Genomic DNA, 16,335 nt, shown 5'->3' on the forward strand with positions numbered 1-16,335 from the left:
TTTGTAAACACAGAATTCAAAGACAGAACTTAAGACCCAAACTTAAGATCAGAGCTTAAAGACAGATAAGGAGCAGCTTTTATGGCGCGCGGCATTAATAAAGTTATTTTGATTGGCAACTTAGGGCAAGACCCTGAAGTCCGTTTCACCCCCTCGGGCACGGCGGTGGCGAACCTTAACCTTGCGACCACCGATACCTGGATGGACCGCCAAAGCGGGCAGCGCCAGGAGCGCACCGAGTGGCACCGCATCGTGCTGTTCAACAAGACCGCCGAGATCGCCCAGCAGTACCTGAAAAAGGGCTCCAAGGTGTACATCGAAGGGCGGTTGCAGACCCGCAAATGGCAGGACCAAAACGGTCAGGACCGCTACACCACCGAGATCGTCGGCAACGATATGCAGATGCTTGATTCTCGCGGCGGCGGCGACTTCCAGGGCGGCGGCATGGCGCAAGACAGCTACCAAGGCGCCCCGCAGCAGGGCGGCTACGCGCAGCCGAGCAACCAGTTTCAGGGCGGTGGCCAGCCGGCACCGCAACCGCAGCGCGGCGCGCCCCAAGGCGGCTACCCCAACCAGCAGGGGGCACAGAAACCGCAGCAGAACCCTCAGCAAAACAGCAACTACGGCGCGCCGGACCCGGGCAATTTCGACGACTTCGACGACGAGATACCATTCTAGGCCGGCCGAAACGCAAAAGCCCCGAATGTTCGGGGCTTTTTGCTTCGTTGGGGTTGGGCCTTTCGGCTTCCTCTCATTCGGCGCTGACGTCTTTGAGAGGCCTTGCGTTCTCTTGCACTTCTTCCAGAATGCGGCAGGCATTCTCTTTCTGTTCGACAATCTCTTCGAACAGCGGCCGCAGTTCCGGGGCACTGCAGACAGCCAACAACTGCGTGTAAAACTGGCGAGAATGCTCGCCGGCCGCCAGAGCGTTCTTCAAAGCCTCGCATGCCATGAGGCGGTCGATGACGAAAAAGTGCTGGCGTCGCATATCGGTGGGCATGGTGCCCGGGTGGTGGGAGAGGACGAGCGGCTCGCTCATTTGAAGTCCCTTGGCCTTCTCCTTGAGACGCGCCAAGCGCTGCTCGCAATCCATCCCCAACGCCGCCATTAGCTGGCTGATCGGTACACTGCTGGGCAGGAAGCTGAGTTCAAAGCCGCGGAAGCGGTGCCTCTCTTGGGTTTCGTGCTCCACACCCAAAAACAGCTGCTCTTCCGGCAGGCAGACGCGAGACAATGTATCTTGAGCTAATGTATCGGTTGTTGTTCTTGCTGTGGCTTCATTCACGTGATTCTCCCCCGAGAAATCGAATGTCGGACTTGCCCTATTCACGCTAGGAGAGAATCGTTAAATGCACCCATAACTTGGGTTATCGGGCGTCACGGTTTGGCGGTGAATTTGCTTTGGATCAATCTGGCAGGACTCGCGGTGGCGAAGAGTGTTGGACGCGCCTGGGTTAAGCGTGGAAAATAGCCGCTCTCAAGCCTGTCAAGGAGATAGTGTGAAGCTGCTGATTGTAGATGCGGGGCACTGCTTGAGCCTGGCACTAGCGCGGGAGGCGGGGCGCCGCTCGGATACGGAGTTGGTGATCGAGCAGGATACGTCTCTCACGCCTGAACGCTTGCGGGAGGTGGCGCCGGATGCGGTGATCATCCCGCCGCTGGCGCACCCGCTTACCCTGGCCCCGGCGGCGGTCACCGCCCACGCGGACGCGGTGGATAGGTGCCTTGATGCGTGTCGCTCTCAAGGGGTGGCCATGGTGTGGTGCGTCTCGGATCAGCTTTACGAAGACGGGTTTGACGTGCCGATTGACGAGCACGTGGTGCCGGCACCGCGCGATGAAAGCCTTCGCCGCTTGGTTAACACCGGCAACCGGATTCGGGCCGAGCACCCGCGCCATTTGATTGTGCGCTTGGGGCCGCTGTTTGCGCTCGAGGGCAGCCACGCCTGGGTTAATGAAATCATCGATAGCCTGGTGGTGGGCGATAACGTGCGGGCGGCGGAAGATGTGGTTTTCTGCCCCACTTCGGCGGATGCGGTTGCCCTTGCGCTGGTGGGCATGCTGCAGCAGCTATGCTGCGGGGCCAACGCCTGGGGCGCGTACCACCTGGCGGGCACCGAGCCGGTCAGTGCTTTTACCTTTACCTCAATGGTGCGCACCCAGCTGGCGACCCACTTAGAGGGGCGCGGAGAAAATATTCCTTTGGGCGAGGTGAAGGCGCTGAACCATCACCATGATGCCAAGCTGCGCCGAGTATTGAACTGCCGCCGCGTGCTGGATGTGTTCGGGGTGCATCAAAAACCGTGGCGCTTGGAAGTGGGCAGATTATTGGATGCGTGGTGCCTAAGCCGTGACGCGCAAAAAGCGGATAGCGCGGAGGGCGCGTCTTGATCAACATCCTGCGTAGCGCTGTTTTTTACCTGGGATATTTCACCGTCATGCTGCTGTGCGGGGTGCTGTTTCTGCCCATCTCGCCGTTTCTGCCGCTCTCCGCCCGCTACCGGCTGCTTAACCTTTACAACTACTTTATCGTGGTGTGGTTTCGCTGGGCGTGCGGCGTGCGCTACGAGATCGAAGGCCGTGAAAACTTGCCGAGCGGCCCCTGCGTGATTCAGGCCAACCACCAGTGCGAGTGGGAAACCGTCTTTCTCCAGGTGATGAAACCCCCGGTCTGTACGGTGCTCAAAAAAGAGCTGTTGAAAATCCCTATTTTTGGCTGGGCGCTGCGCTTATTGCATCCTATCGCCTTGGATCGTTCCAAACCCGCGCGGGCAATGAAGCAAGTGCTGACGCAGGGCGAGGCGCGTTTGAGAAGCGGGCTCTCGGTGCTGATCTTCCCGGAAGGCACCCGCGTCGACCCGGGGGTGCGCAAGCGCTACAACAAAAGCGGCAGCGTGATTGCTTGCCGAGCCGGGGTGCCGGTGCTGCCGGTGGCGCACAATGCCGGCGAGCGCTGGCCGGGGCGCGACTGGGTGAAACGCCCCGGGGTGCTGCGGGTACGCATCGGCGCGCCGATCGACACGACCGATAAAACCCCGGATGGGGTGATGCAAGAAGTGGAGGCCTGGGTGGAAGGGCAGCTTAAGGAGATTTCCGAGGTGCCGCGCCCGGAGTAAACTATTTTTATTACGTTCCAATGGCCCATTAAAAACGGCGCCGCTGCGTGAGCAGCGGCGCCGTTTGGTTTCAAGCGCTGTGGAGGTTAGTCCGCGTAGCGCTGGAACACTAGGCAGGCGTTGGTGCCGCCAAAACCGAAGCTGTTGGACAGCACCCGGTTTAGCGTCACGCCGTCGCGGCGCTGGGTGACGATATCAAAGCCATCGGCCTGTTCGTCGAGGTTTTCGACGTTGGCGGAGGCGGCGACAAAGTCGTTTTGCATCATCAGCAGCGAGTAAATCGCCTCCTGCACGCCGGTGGCCCCCAAGGAGTGGCCGGTGAGCGATTTGGTCGAACTCATCGCCGGGGTGGTGTTGCCGAAGACCTCGCGAACGGCTTTGAGCTCGGCCACATCGCCCACGGGGGTCGAGGTACCGTGGGTATTGATGTAGTCGATATCACCGTCGACCGTTGCCATCGCCTGGCGCATGCAGCGCATCGCGCCTTCACCGGAGGGCGCGACCATATCGTGACCGTCCGAGGTGGCGCCGTAACCGACCAGTTCGCCGTAAATCTTGGCGCCGCGGGCTTTGGCGTGCTCTAGCTCTTCGAGCACCAGCATGCCGCCACCGCCGGCGATCACAAAGCCATCGCGGGCCTGATCGTAGGGGCGCGAGGCTTTTTCCGGCGTGTCGTTGTAGTGGGTCGAGAGCGCGCCCATGGCGTCGAAGAGGCAGGAGAGCGTCCAGTGCTCCTCTTCACCGCCGCCGGCGAACACCACGTCCTGCTTGCCCAGCTGGATCTGCTCCATGGCGTTGCCGATGCAGTGCGCCGACGTCGCGCAGGCGGATGAGATGGAGTAGTTCACACCCTTGATTTTGAACGGTGTGGCCAAGCACGCCGAAACGGTGCTGCCCATGGTGCGCGTGACGCGGTAGGGGCCCACGCGGCGCAGGCCTTTTTCGCGCAGCACATCGGCGGCTTCGACCTGGTTGGCGCTTGAGGCACCGCCGGAACCGGCGATCAGGCCCGTGCGCTCGTTGGAGACCTGCTCAGGGGTTAAGCCCGCATCTTCGATGGCCTGCGCCATGGAGACATAGGCGTAAGCGGCCGCGTCGCCCATAAAGCGCATCAGCTTGCGGTCGATCAGCGCGTTGAGGTCGATATCCACGCTACCGGCCACATGGCTTCTAAAGCCGCGCTCGGCGTACTCTTCTTTAAAGCGAATGCCGCTGCGCCCCTGTTTGAGCGCCTCTAGCACCTGTTGCTGGTCGTTGCCCAGGCAAGAGACGATGCCTAGGCCGGTGACTACCACTCGTCGCATGGGAGCCTCCTGTTAAAAATTCGCAGTGGAGGTAAATAGGCCAACGCGCAAGTCGTTTGCCTGATAAATATCACGGCCGTCGACGGAGACCGTTCCGTCGGCGATACCTAAGATTAAACGTCGCGTAATAATACGCTTGATATTAATACGGTAGGTGACTTTTTGCGCGTCGGGCAAAATCTGGCCGGAAAACTTAACGTCGCCACAGCCGAGCGCGCGGCCGCGGCCGGGGTGGCCGAGCCAGCCAAGGTAGAAGCCGACGAGCTGCCACATGGCGTCTAGGCCCAGGCAGCCGGGCATCACCGGGTCGCCGGGAAAGTGGCAGTCGAAAAACCACAGATCGGGGGTAATATCCAGCTCGGCGATCAGTTCGCCCTTGCCGTGCTCGCCGCCATCTTCGGTAATGTGCGTAATGCGATCGAGCATCAACATATTGGGAGCCGGAAGCTGGGCGTTTCCGGGGCCGAAAAGCTCGCCGCGCGAGCAGGCCAGCAGTTCTTCGCGATCAAAAGAGTGTTGCTTGGTCACTGATTCGTTCCGAGTGTCGAGATGATTGTGGGTGTAGTCTACTTCCCGAAGCGAGCGAATGCACGTAGCGGGGCTTTTTCCCTAAGCCTTTCCTTGAGCGGCCCCGTGGCGGGCGCTCGCGCTGGCGTCTTCCGGTGGATACGCCATGGCGTCTGGCAGGGTGAAGCCTTCCACCCAAGGGAGGATATCGTCGGCGGGCATGGGGCGGGCGAAAGCGTAGCCCTGGCCGTACTCGCAGCCCAGCGCCAGCAGCGCCCGCGCGTGAGCATAGCTTTCCACGCCCTCGGCGATCACGCGCCGCTGAAACGCCTTGGCGAGGCTGAGCACGCCTTTGAGCATGACCAAATCCTCGCTGTTATCGAGCATGTTGAAGACGAAGCTACGGTCGATTTTAAGCTGTCCGACGGGTAAGTAGCGCAAGTAAGCCAGCGAGGCGTAACCGGTGCCGAAGTCATCCAGGGCAAAATGCGCGCCAAACGATTGGCAGTGTCGCATGATACCCGCTACCTGGTGGATATCGTCCAGGGCGCTGCTCTCGAGCACTTCGATTTCGATATCACCCGCCCCCACGCTTGGGTAGCGCGCAAGCATCTGCCGTAGCCAGTCGGCAAAGCCGGGGTGCTGAAGATGAATGCCGTCGATATTGATACTCACGGGCAGGTGCACGCCGCGTTTTTCCCAGGCGCAAAACTGCTCTATCGCCGTGCAAACGACCCACTCCCCCACGGTAATGGCCAGGGTGTGCTGCTGTAGCTCGGGCAAAAATGCCGCGGGGGGCAGCAGGCCTTTGTCGGGATGTTGCCAACGAATCAGCGCTTCAACGCCGATCACCTCGCCGCTGTGCATATTGATCTTGGGCTGATAAAAGAGCACGAACTCGTTATCGTCTAGCGCCTGGCGCATACGCGCGATGCTTTGGTGATGACCGCGGATGGCGCGCTCGTGGGCGGAATCAAAAATATGGCAGCGATTTTTGCCCAGTTGCTTGGCCTGATACATGGCGTGGTCGGCATGGCGGATAAACTGATCCGGCTCGATATCGTCACTCGCGTCGTTTGGGTGGCCGGCATAGCACGCCACCCCGATGCTGGCGGATACGTGGAGCTCGTGTCCGTCGAGCCACAGCGGCTGGTTCACTTGCTGAATGAGCCGATTGATCATGTGCTGCATCGCGTCGTCACTATTCAGGTGGGGCAGCAGAATCACAAACTCGTCGCCGGCCAGGCGCGCCACCGTGTTGTTACGATCCACCGAGTCGTGCAGCCGCTCGGCGATCACCTTTAATACCCGGTCGCCCAGCGCATGGCCATGGGTGTCGTTGATCTCTTTAAAACCGTCAAGATCGAGATAGGCGAGCACCACGCGGTGACCGTGTCGGCGTGCGTTCGCCATGGCATGGGTTAAGTGCAGGGTTAAACGTTCGCGATTAGGCAGGCCCGTCAAGCGGTCAAAATAGGCCAGGTATTCGAGCCGGCTTTCGTACTCTTTTTGGCTGGAAATATCGGTGAATACCACCACAAAGTGGGCGCTGCGATCGGCGCTGTTATCGACCCGGGAGATGGTCACCAGCGTCGGGAAGCGTTCGCCACTCTTGCGCGTTTGCGTCACTTCACCCTGCCAGACATCCTGCCCGCCGCTTAAGTGATCGAGCAGCCTTGCGTGAGTACTCACCACCTCTTCGGCGCCTAGCCCGGTAATGCGTGTAAACGCCGCGTTGACATTCAAAATCATGCCCGCGCTATCGGTGAGCAGGATGGCGTCGTGAGCGTTGTGGAAAACGCTGGCGGCCAGACGCAGGTCCGCCTCGGCGTGGCGCTCGGCGCTGATATCGATACGGGTGCCGGAGGCTTTCAAGGCTTGGCCCTGGGCATTGCGGCTGGTGACCTTGCCGCGATCGAGTACCCACAGCCAGCGGCCATCGCGATGGCGCAGGCGAAACTCGCAGGAGTAGCTGGGCGTTTGCCCGCAGATATGCGCGTTTAAGGCGTGTTCCGCCTCGGTAAGGTCGTCGGGATGTACCCATTGGCGCCACTGCGAGAGGCTGCAAGTGGTCAGTTCGTTAGGCGCGTAGCCCAGCATCTCGGCCCAGCAGTCGTTGACGGCAAGCTCTCCGCTGGCGACATCCAATTCCCAGGTGGCCGTACGGGTGGCGTGCAGAATGTCCGTTAAGCGTGCCTGATTGTGGCGCAGCTCGCGGGTTTTGCGCCGCACCAGCTGGCGCAGCCGCAGGTTCCAGGCGATCACCCAGAGCGCGGCGATGATCACAATCAAGGCGTGGGGCCAGTAGTCACGCCAGTTGATGCGCGCCGAAGGCAGTATCTGGCCTAGCCACTTTTCGTTAAGCCGGTTCAGCGTGCCTTGGGCGCGGGCCTGATCGATGCCCTTGTTGAGAATACTCTGAAGCGGTTGATTGCCTTCGACGACCGCCATGGCGTTTAAACCGGTATAGAGCGGCTCGCCGACCCGTTTCATCTCATCGTTGAGCCCTTCGCGGTAAAGGTGGTAGAGCACGATTTGCTCGTCGCCGATCATGGCATCGGCGTCGCCATTGATCACCGCTTGGGCGGCCTCGGCAAAGTTGCGGGTGGCGACGAGCTCGACATCAATGTCGCTCTCTGCCAGGTACTCTTCGGCGTAATCATCGCGCTGCGTGGCCACTCGGCGGCCATCAAGGTCGGAAAGCCGGGCGATATCGGGGCGGTCGGCACGGACAAAAATGGCCGCCGGTACTTCGAAAATGGTTTGGGTGAAATCAAAGGTTTGATCGCGGCTTTCGCTGTAGAAAAAGCTGGTAAGCACGTCGGCATTGCCGTTTTGCACCTGCGCCTGAGCGGCGCTGAAGTCGGTGTGGGAAAACTGGGCGTGAAAGCCGGCTTCGGTGGCGATCCAGTGGGCCAGCTCCACCATCATGCCTTGCCGCTCGCCCTGGTCATCGACGAACTCGAACGGCGGATAAGCGCGCTGGCTGACAAACACGATCGGCTCGTTGGCCTCCAGGTAGGCTTTTTCGGCGTAGCTTAGCTGAAGGCCGGGCTCAGCGGCGTAAGCCGGCACGGCGGTAAGCAAGATAAACCCGGCCGCAAGCCGGCGCAGGCAAAACGATTTGGTGGTGCAACCTTTGCGTCCTGCCACGCGAAAGCTCCCTTTGACGGTGATGCTCGTGAAAACGGTGTCGCCTTTTCGAGGCGCTGGCGTGTCAGCACCCGCTAAATTGTCGACACTTGTTAGACTCGCGTAACTTTGCGTGTCCGTCTAGTGCCCAAGTCAACTTTTTGGCTACGCCTTTCGGTGCGTTTCGCCCTCTTATGCATTGCGTTGCGCAAGTTTGCACTGTATTGCGCAAGGGGCGTGCTTGCCCTAGACTCGTCGAACTCGCTTGACGGGGTGCCGGTGAATCCGGCTGAGATGGCGCAGGGCAGTCGTTGATCAACGACTGCCAAGCGCTGGTCCCGTTGAACCTGATCCGGCTAATTTTCTGGCGCCATGCCAGAAAGGGTACCGGCGTAGGGATCAAGCACTGGCACGCGCTCGCTTGCGCCGTTTCATAGGTTTCTTGCCAGTCCCCACGCCTCCCTGGCCACCACCACGGGAGCTTTTCGCATGAGCAAGACACAGCATTTTCTCGCCGAGACCGCCACGGTCGACGCCGCCGCCATCGCGCCGTTGCCGGCTTCACGCAAGGTCTATATCGAAGGCTCACGGCCCGATATTCGCGTGCCGTTTCGGGAAATCACCCTGTCGCCCACCCGGACCTCCGGCATCGATGAAGCGAACCCGCCGCTGCTGGTCTACGACACCTCCGGCCCCTACACCGACCCGGATGCCGCCATCGACCTGCGCCGCGGCCTTCCCGAGCTGCGCCGGGCCTGGATCGAGGCGCGCGGCGACACCGAGTTTCTCGATGGTCCCACCAGTGAGTACGGCCGGCGCCGCGCCAACGACCCGACACTTGCGCCGCTGCGCTTCGACCTGACCCGCACGCCCAGACGCGCCAAGGCTGGCCGCAACGTCACCCAGCTGCACTACGCGCGCCAGGGCATCATCACCCCGGAGATGGAGTTCATCGCCATCCGCGAGAACCAGCGCCGTCAAGCGCTCGGTACCGCAGAAGTCGAGCGTATTCTGGGCCATCAGCATCCGGGCCAGGGCTTCGGCGCCCGGCTTCCCGAGGAGATCACCCCCGAGTTCGTGCGCGATGAGGTGGCCGCCGGGCGCGCCATCATCCCTTGCAACATCAACCATCCGGAAACCGAGCCGATGATCATCGGGCGCAACTTCCTGGTGAAGATCAACGGCAACCTGGGCAACTCGGCGGTCACCTCCGCTATCGAGGAGGAGGTCGACAAGATGACCTGGGGTATCCGCTGGGGCGCGGACACCATCATGGACCTCTCCACCGGGGCCAACATCCACGAAACCCGCGAGTGGATCATTCGCAACGCGCCGGTGCCCATCGGCACGGTGCCCATCTATCAGGCGCTGGAGAAGGTGGGCGGCATCGCCGAGAACCTGACCTGGGAGGTGTTTCGCGACACCCTGATCGAGCAGGCTGAGCAGGGCGTGGACTACTTCACCATCCACGCCGGCGTGCTCTTGCGCTACGTGCCGCTCACCGCCGAGCGCGTCACCGGCATCGTCTCCCGCGGCGGCTCGATCATGGCCAAGTGGTGCCTCTATCACCACCAGGAGAGTTTTCTCTACACCCACTTCGAGGAGATCTGCGAGATCTGCAAGCAGTACGATATCGCCTTCTCCCTGGGCGACGGCCTGCGTCCGGGCTCGATTGCCGACGCCAACGACGCGGCCCAGTTCGCCGAGCTCGAAACCCTCGGTGAGCTGACCAAGATCGCCTGGAAGCACGACGTTCAGGTGATGATCGAGGGCCCCGGTCACGTGCCCATGCACCTGATCAAGGAGAACATGGACAAGCAGCTGGCCGAGTGCGACGAGGCGCCTTTCTATACCCTGGGGCCGCTGACCACCGATATCGCCCCGGGGTACGACCACATCACCTCCGGCATTGGGGCGGCGATGATCGGCTGGTACGGCTGCGCCATGCTCTGCTACGTGACGCCCAAGGAGCACCTGGGCCTGCCCAACAAGGATGACGTCAAGACCGGCATCATCACCTACAAGATCGCCGCCCACGCCGCCGATCTCGCCAAGGGGCACCCGGCGGCTCAGCGCCGCGACAACGCGCTGTCGAAAGCGCGCTTCGAGTTCCGCTGGGAGGATCAGTTCAACCTGGGGCTGGACCCGGACACCGCGCGCGAATACCACGACGAGACCCTGCCCAAGGACTCGGCCAAGGTGGCGCACTTCTGCTCCATGTGCGGGCCCAAGTTCTGCTCGATGAAGATTAGCCAAGAGGTGCGCGACACCTACCGCGACCGCGGCATGCAGGAGCAGGCCGAGAAGTTTCGCCGCGAAGGCGCCGAGCTGTACAAGGAGGTGTAGTGGTATAAAGCGCTGTAGCGGCGCTTAAGCGTTATACACCGCGCGCCCAAGCTCCCGGATGTCGTAGCCGCCCAGTGCCGCCGCGCGCTGGGCGAAGCGCTCGCTGCGGGCGAAGTCGAGTAGGCGCTGCAGCGGTGGCTCAAAGTAGTGGCGCCGACGCATCGCGAGGTCGAAAGACTCTTGCTGCAGCGGGATAAACGCAAGCCCCTGACGGCGCGCGGCGGCCTCAATCCCCACGCCCGCATCGGCCTCGCCTTCGCGAATGGCAAGCGCCAGATCGTCTTCGCTAAGCGACGGGTTTTGCGCCCAGGTCAGCGCGCTGGCGTCTACACGGTGGTAGGCGAGCAGGCTCTGGAGTAAGTGGCTGGCGCCGGCGTCCGGCTGGCGATGCGCGAGGCGAATGCCCGGGCGGGCGATATCGGCAAACGCCGCGAGGCGGTGCGGGTTATCCGCGGCCAAGAGTAGCCCCTGTTGGCGCTTGGCCCAGCGAATCAGCACCAAGTCGCGCATCCCGTTAAGCCCCAGTTCGCCGGGGTCGTTGTAGCGCTGTCGCTCGGCGTGCCAGATGTGCATGCCCGCGACCATCGCCTTGCCCGCGAGCAGCCGTTGGACCCCATCGCCGCTGCCTTGGCAGAGAAGCGCCAAGTCGGCGCCGCTCTCCTTGATCGCCCACTCCAGCAGCGGGTCCTGGCTTCCCGCGAGCACCGGTGGCGCTGGGGCGCTGGCGGCGTCATCGCCCTCCATGTGGCTCATCAGCCAGAGATCAATGCGCTGACGGGGGAAGAGTAGCTTTCCCGTCACCCGCACGCAGGGGATCACCCCCTGACTCACCAGATCGTAAACCTTGCGCTCTTTCAAGCGCAGGTAGTCGGCGACCTCGGCCGTGGTGAGGTAAGCGGGCAGCGGCATGGGTGGCTCCTTAATCGTTCGAAGGCGAGATCGCGCAAAGACTCAGTATGCCGTAATCCTGTCTATGGCTGCACTTTTTTCACCATAGGATGAAAACAGCCAAATAAAAGCACACGATGCAAAGAGTAAAGCGCCAATGTCTAGGAGCGCGTCGTCGCAAACTTGGGAAAACGCTTGTGGAAAACAACGCCTTTTATGTGGCGCTATCGCTGCTGCTGAACTTGGATGCCACGCTGTTTCAGATTGTGGCGCTATCGCTTAAGGTCTCGCTGTTGGCGGTGCTGGTCGCGGCGCTATTGGGGTTTCCGCTCGGGGCGGCGGTGGCGCTGTGGCGCTTTCCTGGGCGCAGCGCGGTGGTGGTCGCGCTCAATGCGCTGATGGGGTTGCCGCCGGTAGTGGCGGGGCTTTCGGTGTATCTGCTGCTCTCTCGCGCCGGGCCGCTGGGCGAGTTCGGCCTGCTCTTTACGCCCACCGCCATGGTGATTGCCCAGGTGGTGCTGGTGCTGCCGATTCTGGCCGCGCTGTCACGGCAAAAGGTGGAGGAGCTTCTGGGCGAGTACCGCGAGCAGTTTGTCTCGCTGGGAATGTCGAAGGCCCGCATGATGCCCACGCTGTTATGGGATGCCCGTTTCGCGCTGTTGACCGTGCTTTTAGCGGGCTTTGGCCGCGCCAGCGCCGAGGTGGGCGCGGTGATGATGGTGGGCGGCAACATCGACGGGGTAACCCGCGTCATGACCACGGCGATTGTGTTGGAGACCAGCAAGGGCGACCTGCCTCTCGCGCTGGGGCTTGGCATCGTGTTGCTGACGCTGGTGATGCTGATTAACGCCGGCGCCTACGTCATTGGCGAGATGGCGAGGAGGCGGATGGGATGACGTCGTTTAATGCCTCTCTCTCCGACGTGTCCGCACGCCCAACGCCTTCGGCGCTAGCGTTTGACGGCGTCACCTTTCACCACCAGGGCAAAACACTGCTCGGGCCGTGCGCGTTTACCTTAGCCGACCCCGGCCCGACGCTGGTGATGGGGCCTAACGGCGCAGGCAAAAGTTTACTGCTGCGCTTGGCGCATGGCTTGCTAACGCCGACACAGGGGCAGGTCCGCTGGGGCGAGCGGGTACCGCGCCAAGCGATGGTTTTTCAGCAGCCGGTGCTGTTGCGACGTTCGGCGCTAGCCAATCTCACCCACGCCTTGGCGGTGAACAAAACCCCGCGTAAGGCGCGCAAGCCACTCGCGCTTGGTGCCTTGGCGCGCTTTGGTTTAAGCGCCTGCGCGGAGACCCCCGCGCGGGTACTTTCCGGCGGTGAGCAGCAGCGTTTGGCGCTGGCGCGGGCCTGGGTGCTCACGCCTGAGGTGCTGTTTCTGGACGAGCCCACCTCGGCGCTCGACCCGGCGGCCATTAAAGCGGTGGAGGAGGCGGTACGTGAATTCCAGCGCCAGGGCACGCGTATCGTGATGACCAGCCATGACGTGCACCAGGCGCGCCGTTTGGCCGGCGACGTGCTGTTTTTAGCCGGCGGCCAAGTGTGCGAGCACACCCCCGCTGACGCTTTTTTTACCGCGCCCGCCTCAAAGCAGGCGCGGGCCTATCTGGCCGGAGAGTTAGTCGAGTAACGACGCCTTCGACCTGGATGCTGTAGCGACCGTTGTAACGACCCTGCACGTTATTGTCTGACACAGGAGAACGACCCATGAAAACAACGCTAACCTTTGCCCTTGTGGGCGTGATGAGTGCCGGCTGGGCCGTACAGGCGCAGGCAGAGGCGTACATTACCTTGGCCTCGACCACCTCGACGGAGAACTCGGGACTGTTTGATGCCATTTTGCCGCAATTCGAGGACGCGACCGATATCGAGGTGCGCGTGGTGGCCGTGGGCACCGGGCAGGCGTTTGAGATTGCCCGCCGCGGCGATGCCGATAGCCTGTTGGTACACGATACCGCCGGCGAAAAGCGGTTTGTCGAAAACGGCTACGCTAGCGAGCGCGCCGACGTCATGTATAACGACTTCGTGCTGATTGGCCCGGAAAGTGACCCGGCGGGCATCGCCGATGCGCAGAGCGCCGCCGAGGCGTTGGCGGATATCGCCGAGGCCGAGGCGCCCTTTGCCTCGCGCGGCGATGACAGCGGCACCAATCGCGCCGAGCTGCGCCTGTGGGAGAGCGCCGGTGTGGAACCAGGTGGCGACTGGTACCGCGAGCTGGGCAGCGGCATGGGGCCGACGCTCAATACGGCCGCCGCCATGGACGCCTACGTAATGGCCGATCGCGCTACGTGGGTAGCCTTTGAGAATCCGCAAAACTTGACGCTGCTATTTGAAGGCGATGAGGTGCTGTTCAATCAGTACGGCAGCCTGCTGCTATCCGAAGAGCGCCATCCGCACTTAAAGCATGACCTCGCCGAGCAGTGGCACGAGTGGCTGTTATCAGACGAGGGCCAGCAGGCGATCGCGGACTTTGAGGTCGACGGCCAACAGCTGTTTTTCCCTAACGCAAAGTAAGGCGCCCGGGTGAGCGGTCATGGTTGTAATATGACCGCTCAGCACCCATGTTATATAGGTGCTATTCACCCTCTAAAAGGAGCCGACAATGTCACTACGGATTAACGAAGTTGTACCGGATTTTGAAGCCGATACCAGCCAAGGCAAGATTCGCTTTCACGAGTGGATCGGCGATAGCTGGGCGATTCTGTTCTCACACCCGAAGGACTTCACGCCGGTATGCACCACCGAGTTTGGTGCCGTGGCGACACTCGATGAAGAGTGGAAAAAGCGCGGTACCAAGGTGATCGGCGTGTCGGTTGACGGCGTGGAGGAGCACAAGCGCTGGATCAACGACATCGAAACCTACTGCGGCAACGATGTGCATTTTCCCATCATCGCCGATGAAGACCTGCAAGTTTCCAAGCTCTTCAACATGCTCCCGGCGGAAGCCTACCTGCCGGACGGCCGCACGCCCGCCGATAGTGCCACGGTGCGCTCGGTATTTATCATTGGACCGGATAAGCAGCTCAAGCTCTCCATGACCTATCCGATGACGGTCGGCCGTAACTTCGCCGAGGTACTGCGCGCCCTGGATGCGCTGCAGACCACCACGCAGCACGGCATCGCCACACCGGCCGACTGGACCGTTGGGCAGGACGTCATCATTCCGCCAAGCGTCTCCGATGAAGACGCGAAAGCTAAATACGGTGATTTTGAGGCGGTCTTTACTTACTTGCGCAGAACCAAACTGCCCAAGTAAGCAAAACGACAGCGCACTAGGTCAACGAAGCCACCCTCGGCACGGGGTGGCTTTTTTTCAAAGTAACGACCAGCTGACATTGTCCCAGGGGTGGTGCGGTTCGGGCTTGATGGCACGACGCGCGGCATCTAGCTCCTGTTGGGTAACACCACTTAAACCGTAAGTGTATCCATGGCGCTTTGCTTGGCCTTCAATCCAGCCATTGGTGTAGCGAAAGCCGGGAATACCTTTTAGCGTCTGGTGACTTTTACCCCGTTCGCCGTCAACAAAGCCATGAATCCATGCAAGGCGATACTTCCGAACGAACATACAACATCCTTAGTATTTCCTGATGGGTATTTCACTCTGAATAGTAATGCTTAATGCTTAATCTACTAAGCATATAGTATAGACTATCTTAGCTGCTTTGCAGCATGACGATGTTATGACGCGCGTGTGGAGTGAAACAGGGGAGTAGACGGTGAACAGTTGGCTTTACGCAGCGGGGTTGTTAGCAGGCGGTTCAGCGCTGGGTATTGCCCTGCAGCAGCGTTTTCACCGGCGGCTACAGCGCGAACTGGCGGCCCCGCGTGAGCCGGTCATCACGACGCTTGATGTCTATGACCTCGACGGTGACACGATACGCTTTCCTACCCAGCGCGGACGCTGGCTGGAGGGCTGGTGGCTACCGGCGGCAGCGGCGCGGGGCCATGTGGTGATCACCCATGGCTGGGGCGCGAACCGCGCCACGCTTTTGGGGTTGGCGCCGCTTTTGCTTAAGGCGGGCTGGAACGTGCTGCTATTTGATGTGCGCAATCATGGCAACAGCGATAGCGACACGTTCTCCTCCATGCCGCGCTTTGCCGAAGATATCGACGCCGCGCTTGCCTGGCTGCACGCAACCCAAACCACGCGACCGACGGCCCTCATTGGCCACTCGGTAGGGGCGGCAGCCACGCTGCTTGCGGCCTCGCGCCGCGACGACATCGACGCGGTGGTGAGCCTGTCGAGCTTTGCCCACCCCGATGGCATGATGCGTCGCTGGCTGGCAGACAAAGGCCTGCCGTTTTTCCCTTTGGGTTGGTACGTGCTGCGCTACGTGGAGCGTGTGATCGATCACCGCTTCGACGCGATTGCCCCCATCAATACGCTCGGCAAGATACGCTGTCCGGTGCTCTTGGTTCACGGGGAACACGATACCGTCATCCCGCCCGAGGATGCCCGGGCGCTAGCCGATCACAACAACAACGCAACGCTGCGCTGGGTCGAGGGCGGGCACGATTTAAGTGAAAGCCTTGCCCAGCACGGTGATGAATTAGTGGCGTTCTTGGATCAGGCTCTGTTATGAATGTCTCTGCGCGGCCTCTAGCGCGTGGCGGCGCTCTTCCAAGTCGTGGCCGGCGTCGCGGGCGGCTTTGAGCAGCGCGGGAATATCGCAGCTCTCTCCTTGGCTTTTGGCGTGGGCCCAAAGGTGCACGGCGCGCTTGCCGCTGCGGCAGAAGGCGAGGATGGGGGTGGGTAGCTCGTCCAGCGCGCGGCCAAAGGCGGCAATATCCGCGTCGCTGTAATCGCCGGGCGTCACCGGAATGCAGCGCCACTCAAGACCCAGAGAAGCGGCCTTTTCGCTCAAGCGTGCATCATCGGGGTGGTCCTCGGCCTCGCCGGGGCGGCGGTTGCAAATAACCGATTGGTAACCGCGCGCGGCGACGTCTTCCAGGTCATCCGGGGTAAGCGCTTCGCTGATAGCAAAGCCGGGCTCAAGCTCGTGGATATTCACGGCAATCTCCTTATGTTTTCGGCACACC

16 protein-coding genes and 1 riboswitch are annotated in these 16,335 nt (G+C 61.4%); of the genes, 9 read left to right on the forward strand and 7 right to left on the reverse strand.

Annotation, left to right across the window (positions count from 1 at the left end):
- Window positions 1–81: 81 nt before the first annotated feature.
- The gene (ssb, locus tag BQ9846_RS10855; protein ID WP_075880975.1) at window positions 82–678 is read left to right on the forward strand and encodes a single-stranded DNA-binding protein; all 597 of its coding nucleotides are present in this window, start codon (window positions 82–84) and stop codon (window positions 676–678) included.
- Window positions 679–751: 73 nt separating this feature from the next.
- Here the strand turns inward: ssb and BQ9846_RS10860 are convergent, their stop codons facing one another.
- Entirely contained in the window at window positions 752–1,285 is a 534-nt protein-coding gene (locus BQ9846_RS10860; protein ID WP_144049415.1) for a hypothetical protein, read from the reverse strand.
- 214 nt (window positions 1,286–1,499) lie between these two features.
- Between BQ9846_RS10860 and BQ9846_RS10865 the strand changes: the two genes are divergently transcribed.
- Both BQ9846_RS10865 and BQ9846_RS10870 read left to right on the forward strand, forming a co-directional pair.
- A complete protein-coding gene (locus tag BQ9846_RS10865) occupies window positions 1,500–2,390 on the forward strand; it encodes a sugar nucleotide-binding protein (RefSeq protein ID WP_075880977.1) in 891 nt (296 codons plus the stop codon).
- The gene (locus tag BQ9846_RS10870; RefSeq protein ID WP_075880978.1) at window positions 2,387–3,115 is read left to right on the forward strand and encodes a lysophospholipid acyltransferase family protein; all 729 of its coding nucleotides are present in this window, start codon (window positions 2,387–2,389) and stop codon (window positions 3,113–3,115) included. The genes BQ9846_RS10865 and BQ9846_RS10870 overlap by 4 nt, the downstream gene beginning before the upstream one ends.
- An 86-nt stretch (window positions 3,116–3,201) precedes the next feature.
- On the opposite strand, the gene fabB is transcribed toward BQ9846_RS10870, so the two are convergent.
- From fabB to BQ9846_RS10885, 3 genes are all read right to left on the reverse strand, one after another.
- Complete coding sequence (fabB, locus tag BQ9846_RS10875; protein ID WP_075880979.1) at window positions 3,202–4,419, reverse strand: beta-ketoacyl-ACP synthase I; 1,218 nt, start codon at window positions 4,417–4,419, stop codon at window positions 3,202–3,204.
- A gap of 12 nt (window positions 4,420–4,431) precedes the next feature.
- Window positions 4,432–4,947 (reverse strand): 3-hydroxyacyl-[acyl-carrier-protein] dehydratase FabA, encoded by a 516-nt coding sequence (gene fabA / locus BQ9846_RS10880; RefSeq protein WP_075880980.1) that lies wholly within the window; start codon window positions 4,945–4,947, stop codon window positions 4,432–4,434.
- An 81-nt stretch (window positions 4,948–5,028) separates the two neighbouring features.
- Window positions 5,029–8,079, reverse strand: coding sequence for an EAL domain-containing protein (locus BQ9846_RS10885; RefSeq protein ID WP_075880981.1), 3,051 nt, complete (start codon window positions 8,077–8,079; stop codon window positions 5,029–5,031).
- A 238-nt stretch (window positions 8,080–8,317) separates the two neighbouring features.
- Window positions 8,318–8,474, forward strand: a riboswitch (TPP riboswitch).
- Between the two features lie 73 nt (window positions 8,475–8,547).
- Between BQ9846_RS10885 and thiC the strand changes: the two genes are divergently transcribed.
- Entirely contained in the window at window positions 8,548–10,404 is a 1,857-nt protein-coding gene (thiC, locus tag BQ9846_RS10890) for a phosphomethylpyrimidine synthase ThiC (RefSeq protein ID WP_075880982.1), read from the forward strand.
- Window positions 10,405–10,428: 24 nt separating this feature from the next.
- On the opposite strand, the gene BQ9846_RS10895 is transcribed toward thiC, so the two are convergent.
- On the reverse strand, window positions 10,429–11,313 hold the full coding sequence (locus tag BQ9846_RS10895; protein ID WP_075880983.1) for a helix-turn-helix transcriptional regulator: 885 nt from the start codon (window positions 11,311–11,313) through the stop codon (window positions 10,429–10,431).
- 176 nt (window positions 11,314–11,489) lie between these two features.
- On the opposite strand from BQ9846_RS10895, the gene BQ9846_RS10900 reads away from it, so the two are divergent.
- The 4 genes from BQ9846_RS10900 (at window position 11,490) to BQ9846_RS10915 (ending at window position 14,551) form a co-directional block, all read left to right on the forward strand.
- The gene (locus BQ9846_RS10900; RefSeq protein ID WP_075880984.1) at window positions 11,490–12,188 is read left to right on the forward strand and encodes an ABC transporter permease; all 699 of its coding nucleotides are present in this window, start codon (window positions 11,490–11,492) and stop codon (window positions 12,186–12,188) included.
- Window positions 12,185–12,925: an ATP-binding cassette domain-containing protein gene (locus BQ9846_RS10905; RefSeq protein WP_075880985.1), complete on the forward strand. Its 741-nt coding sequence runs from the start codon at window positions 12,185–12,187 to the stop codon at window positions 12,923–12,925. Before BQ9846_RS10900 ends, BQ9846_RS10905 begins: the two co-directional genes overlap by 4 nt.
- Window positions 12,926–13,038: 113 nt before the next feature.
- Window positions 13,039–13,809, forward strand: a complete 771-nt coding sequence (locus tag BQ9846_RS10910; protein ID WP_235818982.1) for an ABC transporter substrate-binding protein — start codon at window positions 13,039–13,041, stop codon at window positions 13,807–13,809.
- Window positions 13,810–13,897: 88 nt separating this feature from the next.
- Complete coding sequence (locus BQ9846_RS10915) at window positions 13,898–14,551, forward strand: peroxiredoxin (protein WP_075880987.1); 654 nt, start codon at window positions 13,898–13,900, stop codon at window positions 14,549–14,551.
- A gap of 57 nt (window positions 14,552–14,608) precedes the next feature.
- Here the strand turns inward: BQ9846_RS10915 and BQ9846_RS10920 are convergent, their stop codons facing one another.
- Window positions 14,609–14,860, reverse strand: a complete 252-nt coding sequence (locus BQ9846_RS10920) for a hypothetical protein (RefSeq protein WP_075880988.1) — start codon at window positions 14,858–14,860, stop codon at window positions 14,609–14,611.
- Between the two features lie 151 nt (window positions 14,861–15,011).
- On the opposite strand from BQ9846_RS10920, the gene BQ9846_RS10925 reads away from it, so the two are divergent.
- Window positions 15,012–15,878, forward strand: a complete 867-nt coding sequence (locus BQ9846_RS10925; RefSeq protein ID WP_075880989.1) for an alpha/beta hydrolase — start codon at window positions 15,012–15,014, stop codon at window positions 15,876–15,878.
- On the opposite strand, the gene BQ9846_RS10930 is transcribed toward BQ9846_RS10925, so the two are convergent.
- On the reverse strand, window positions 15,873–16,307 hold the full coding sequence (locus BQ9846_RS10930; protein WP_075880990.1) for a protein tyrosine phosphatase family protein: 435 nt from the start codon (window positions 16,305–16,307) through the stop codon (window positions 15,873–15,875). The two genes, BQ9846_RS10925 and BQ9846_RS10930, sit on opposite strands and share 6 nt — an antisense overlap.
- Between the last annotated feature and the right edge of the window lie 28 nt (window positions 16,308–16,335).

This window comes from Vreelandella massiliensis, assembly GCF_900155385.1.
Lineage (GTDB): Bacteria > Pseudomonadota > Gammaproteobacteria > Pseudomonadales > Halomonadaceae > Vreelandella > Vreelandella massiliensis.

Excerpts from the sequence above, each read along its gene's own strand:
- ssb (WP_075880975.1), top strand. The coding sequence starts at position 82 with ATGGCGCGCGGCATTAATAAAGTTATTTTGATTGGCAACTTAGGGCAA.
- fabB (WP_075880979.1), bottom strand. The coding sequence starts at position 4,419 with ATGCGACGAGTGGTAGTCACCGGCCTAGGCATCGTCTCTTGCCTGGGC.
- thiC (WP_075880982.1), top strand. The coding sequence starts at position 8,548 with ATGAGCAAGACACAGCATTTTCTCGCCGAGACCGCCACGGTCGACGCC.
- BQ9846_RS10895 (WP_075880983.1), bottom strand. The coding sequence starts at position 11,313 with ATGCCGCTGCCCGCTTACCTCACCACGGCCGAGGTCGCCGACTACCTG.
- BQ9846_RS10905 (WP_075880985.1), top strand. The coding sequence starts at position 12,185 with ATGACGTCGTTTAATGCCTCTCTCTCCGACGTGTCCGCACGCCCAACG.
- BQ9846_RS10910 (WP_235818982.1), top strand. The coding sequence starts at position 13,039 with ATGAGTGCCGGCTGGGCCGTACAGGCGCAGGCAGAGGCGTACATTACC.
- BQ9846_RS10915 (WP_075880987.1), top strand. The coding sequence starts at position 13,898 with ATGTCACTACGGATTAACGAAGTTGTACCGGATTTTGAAGCCGATACC.
- BQ9846_RS10920 (WP_075880988.1), bottom strand. The coding sequence starts at position 14,860 with ATGTTCGTTCGGAAGTATCGCCTTGCATGGATTCATGGCTTTGTTGAC.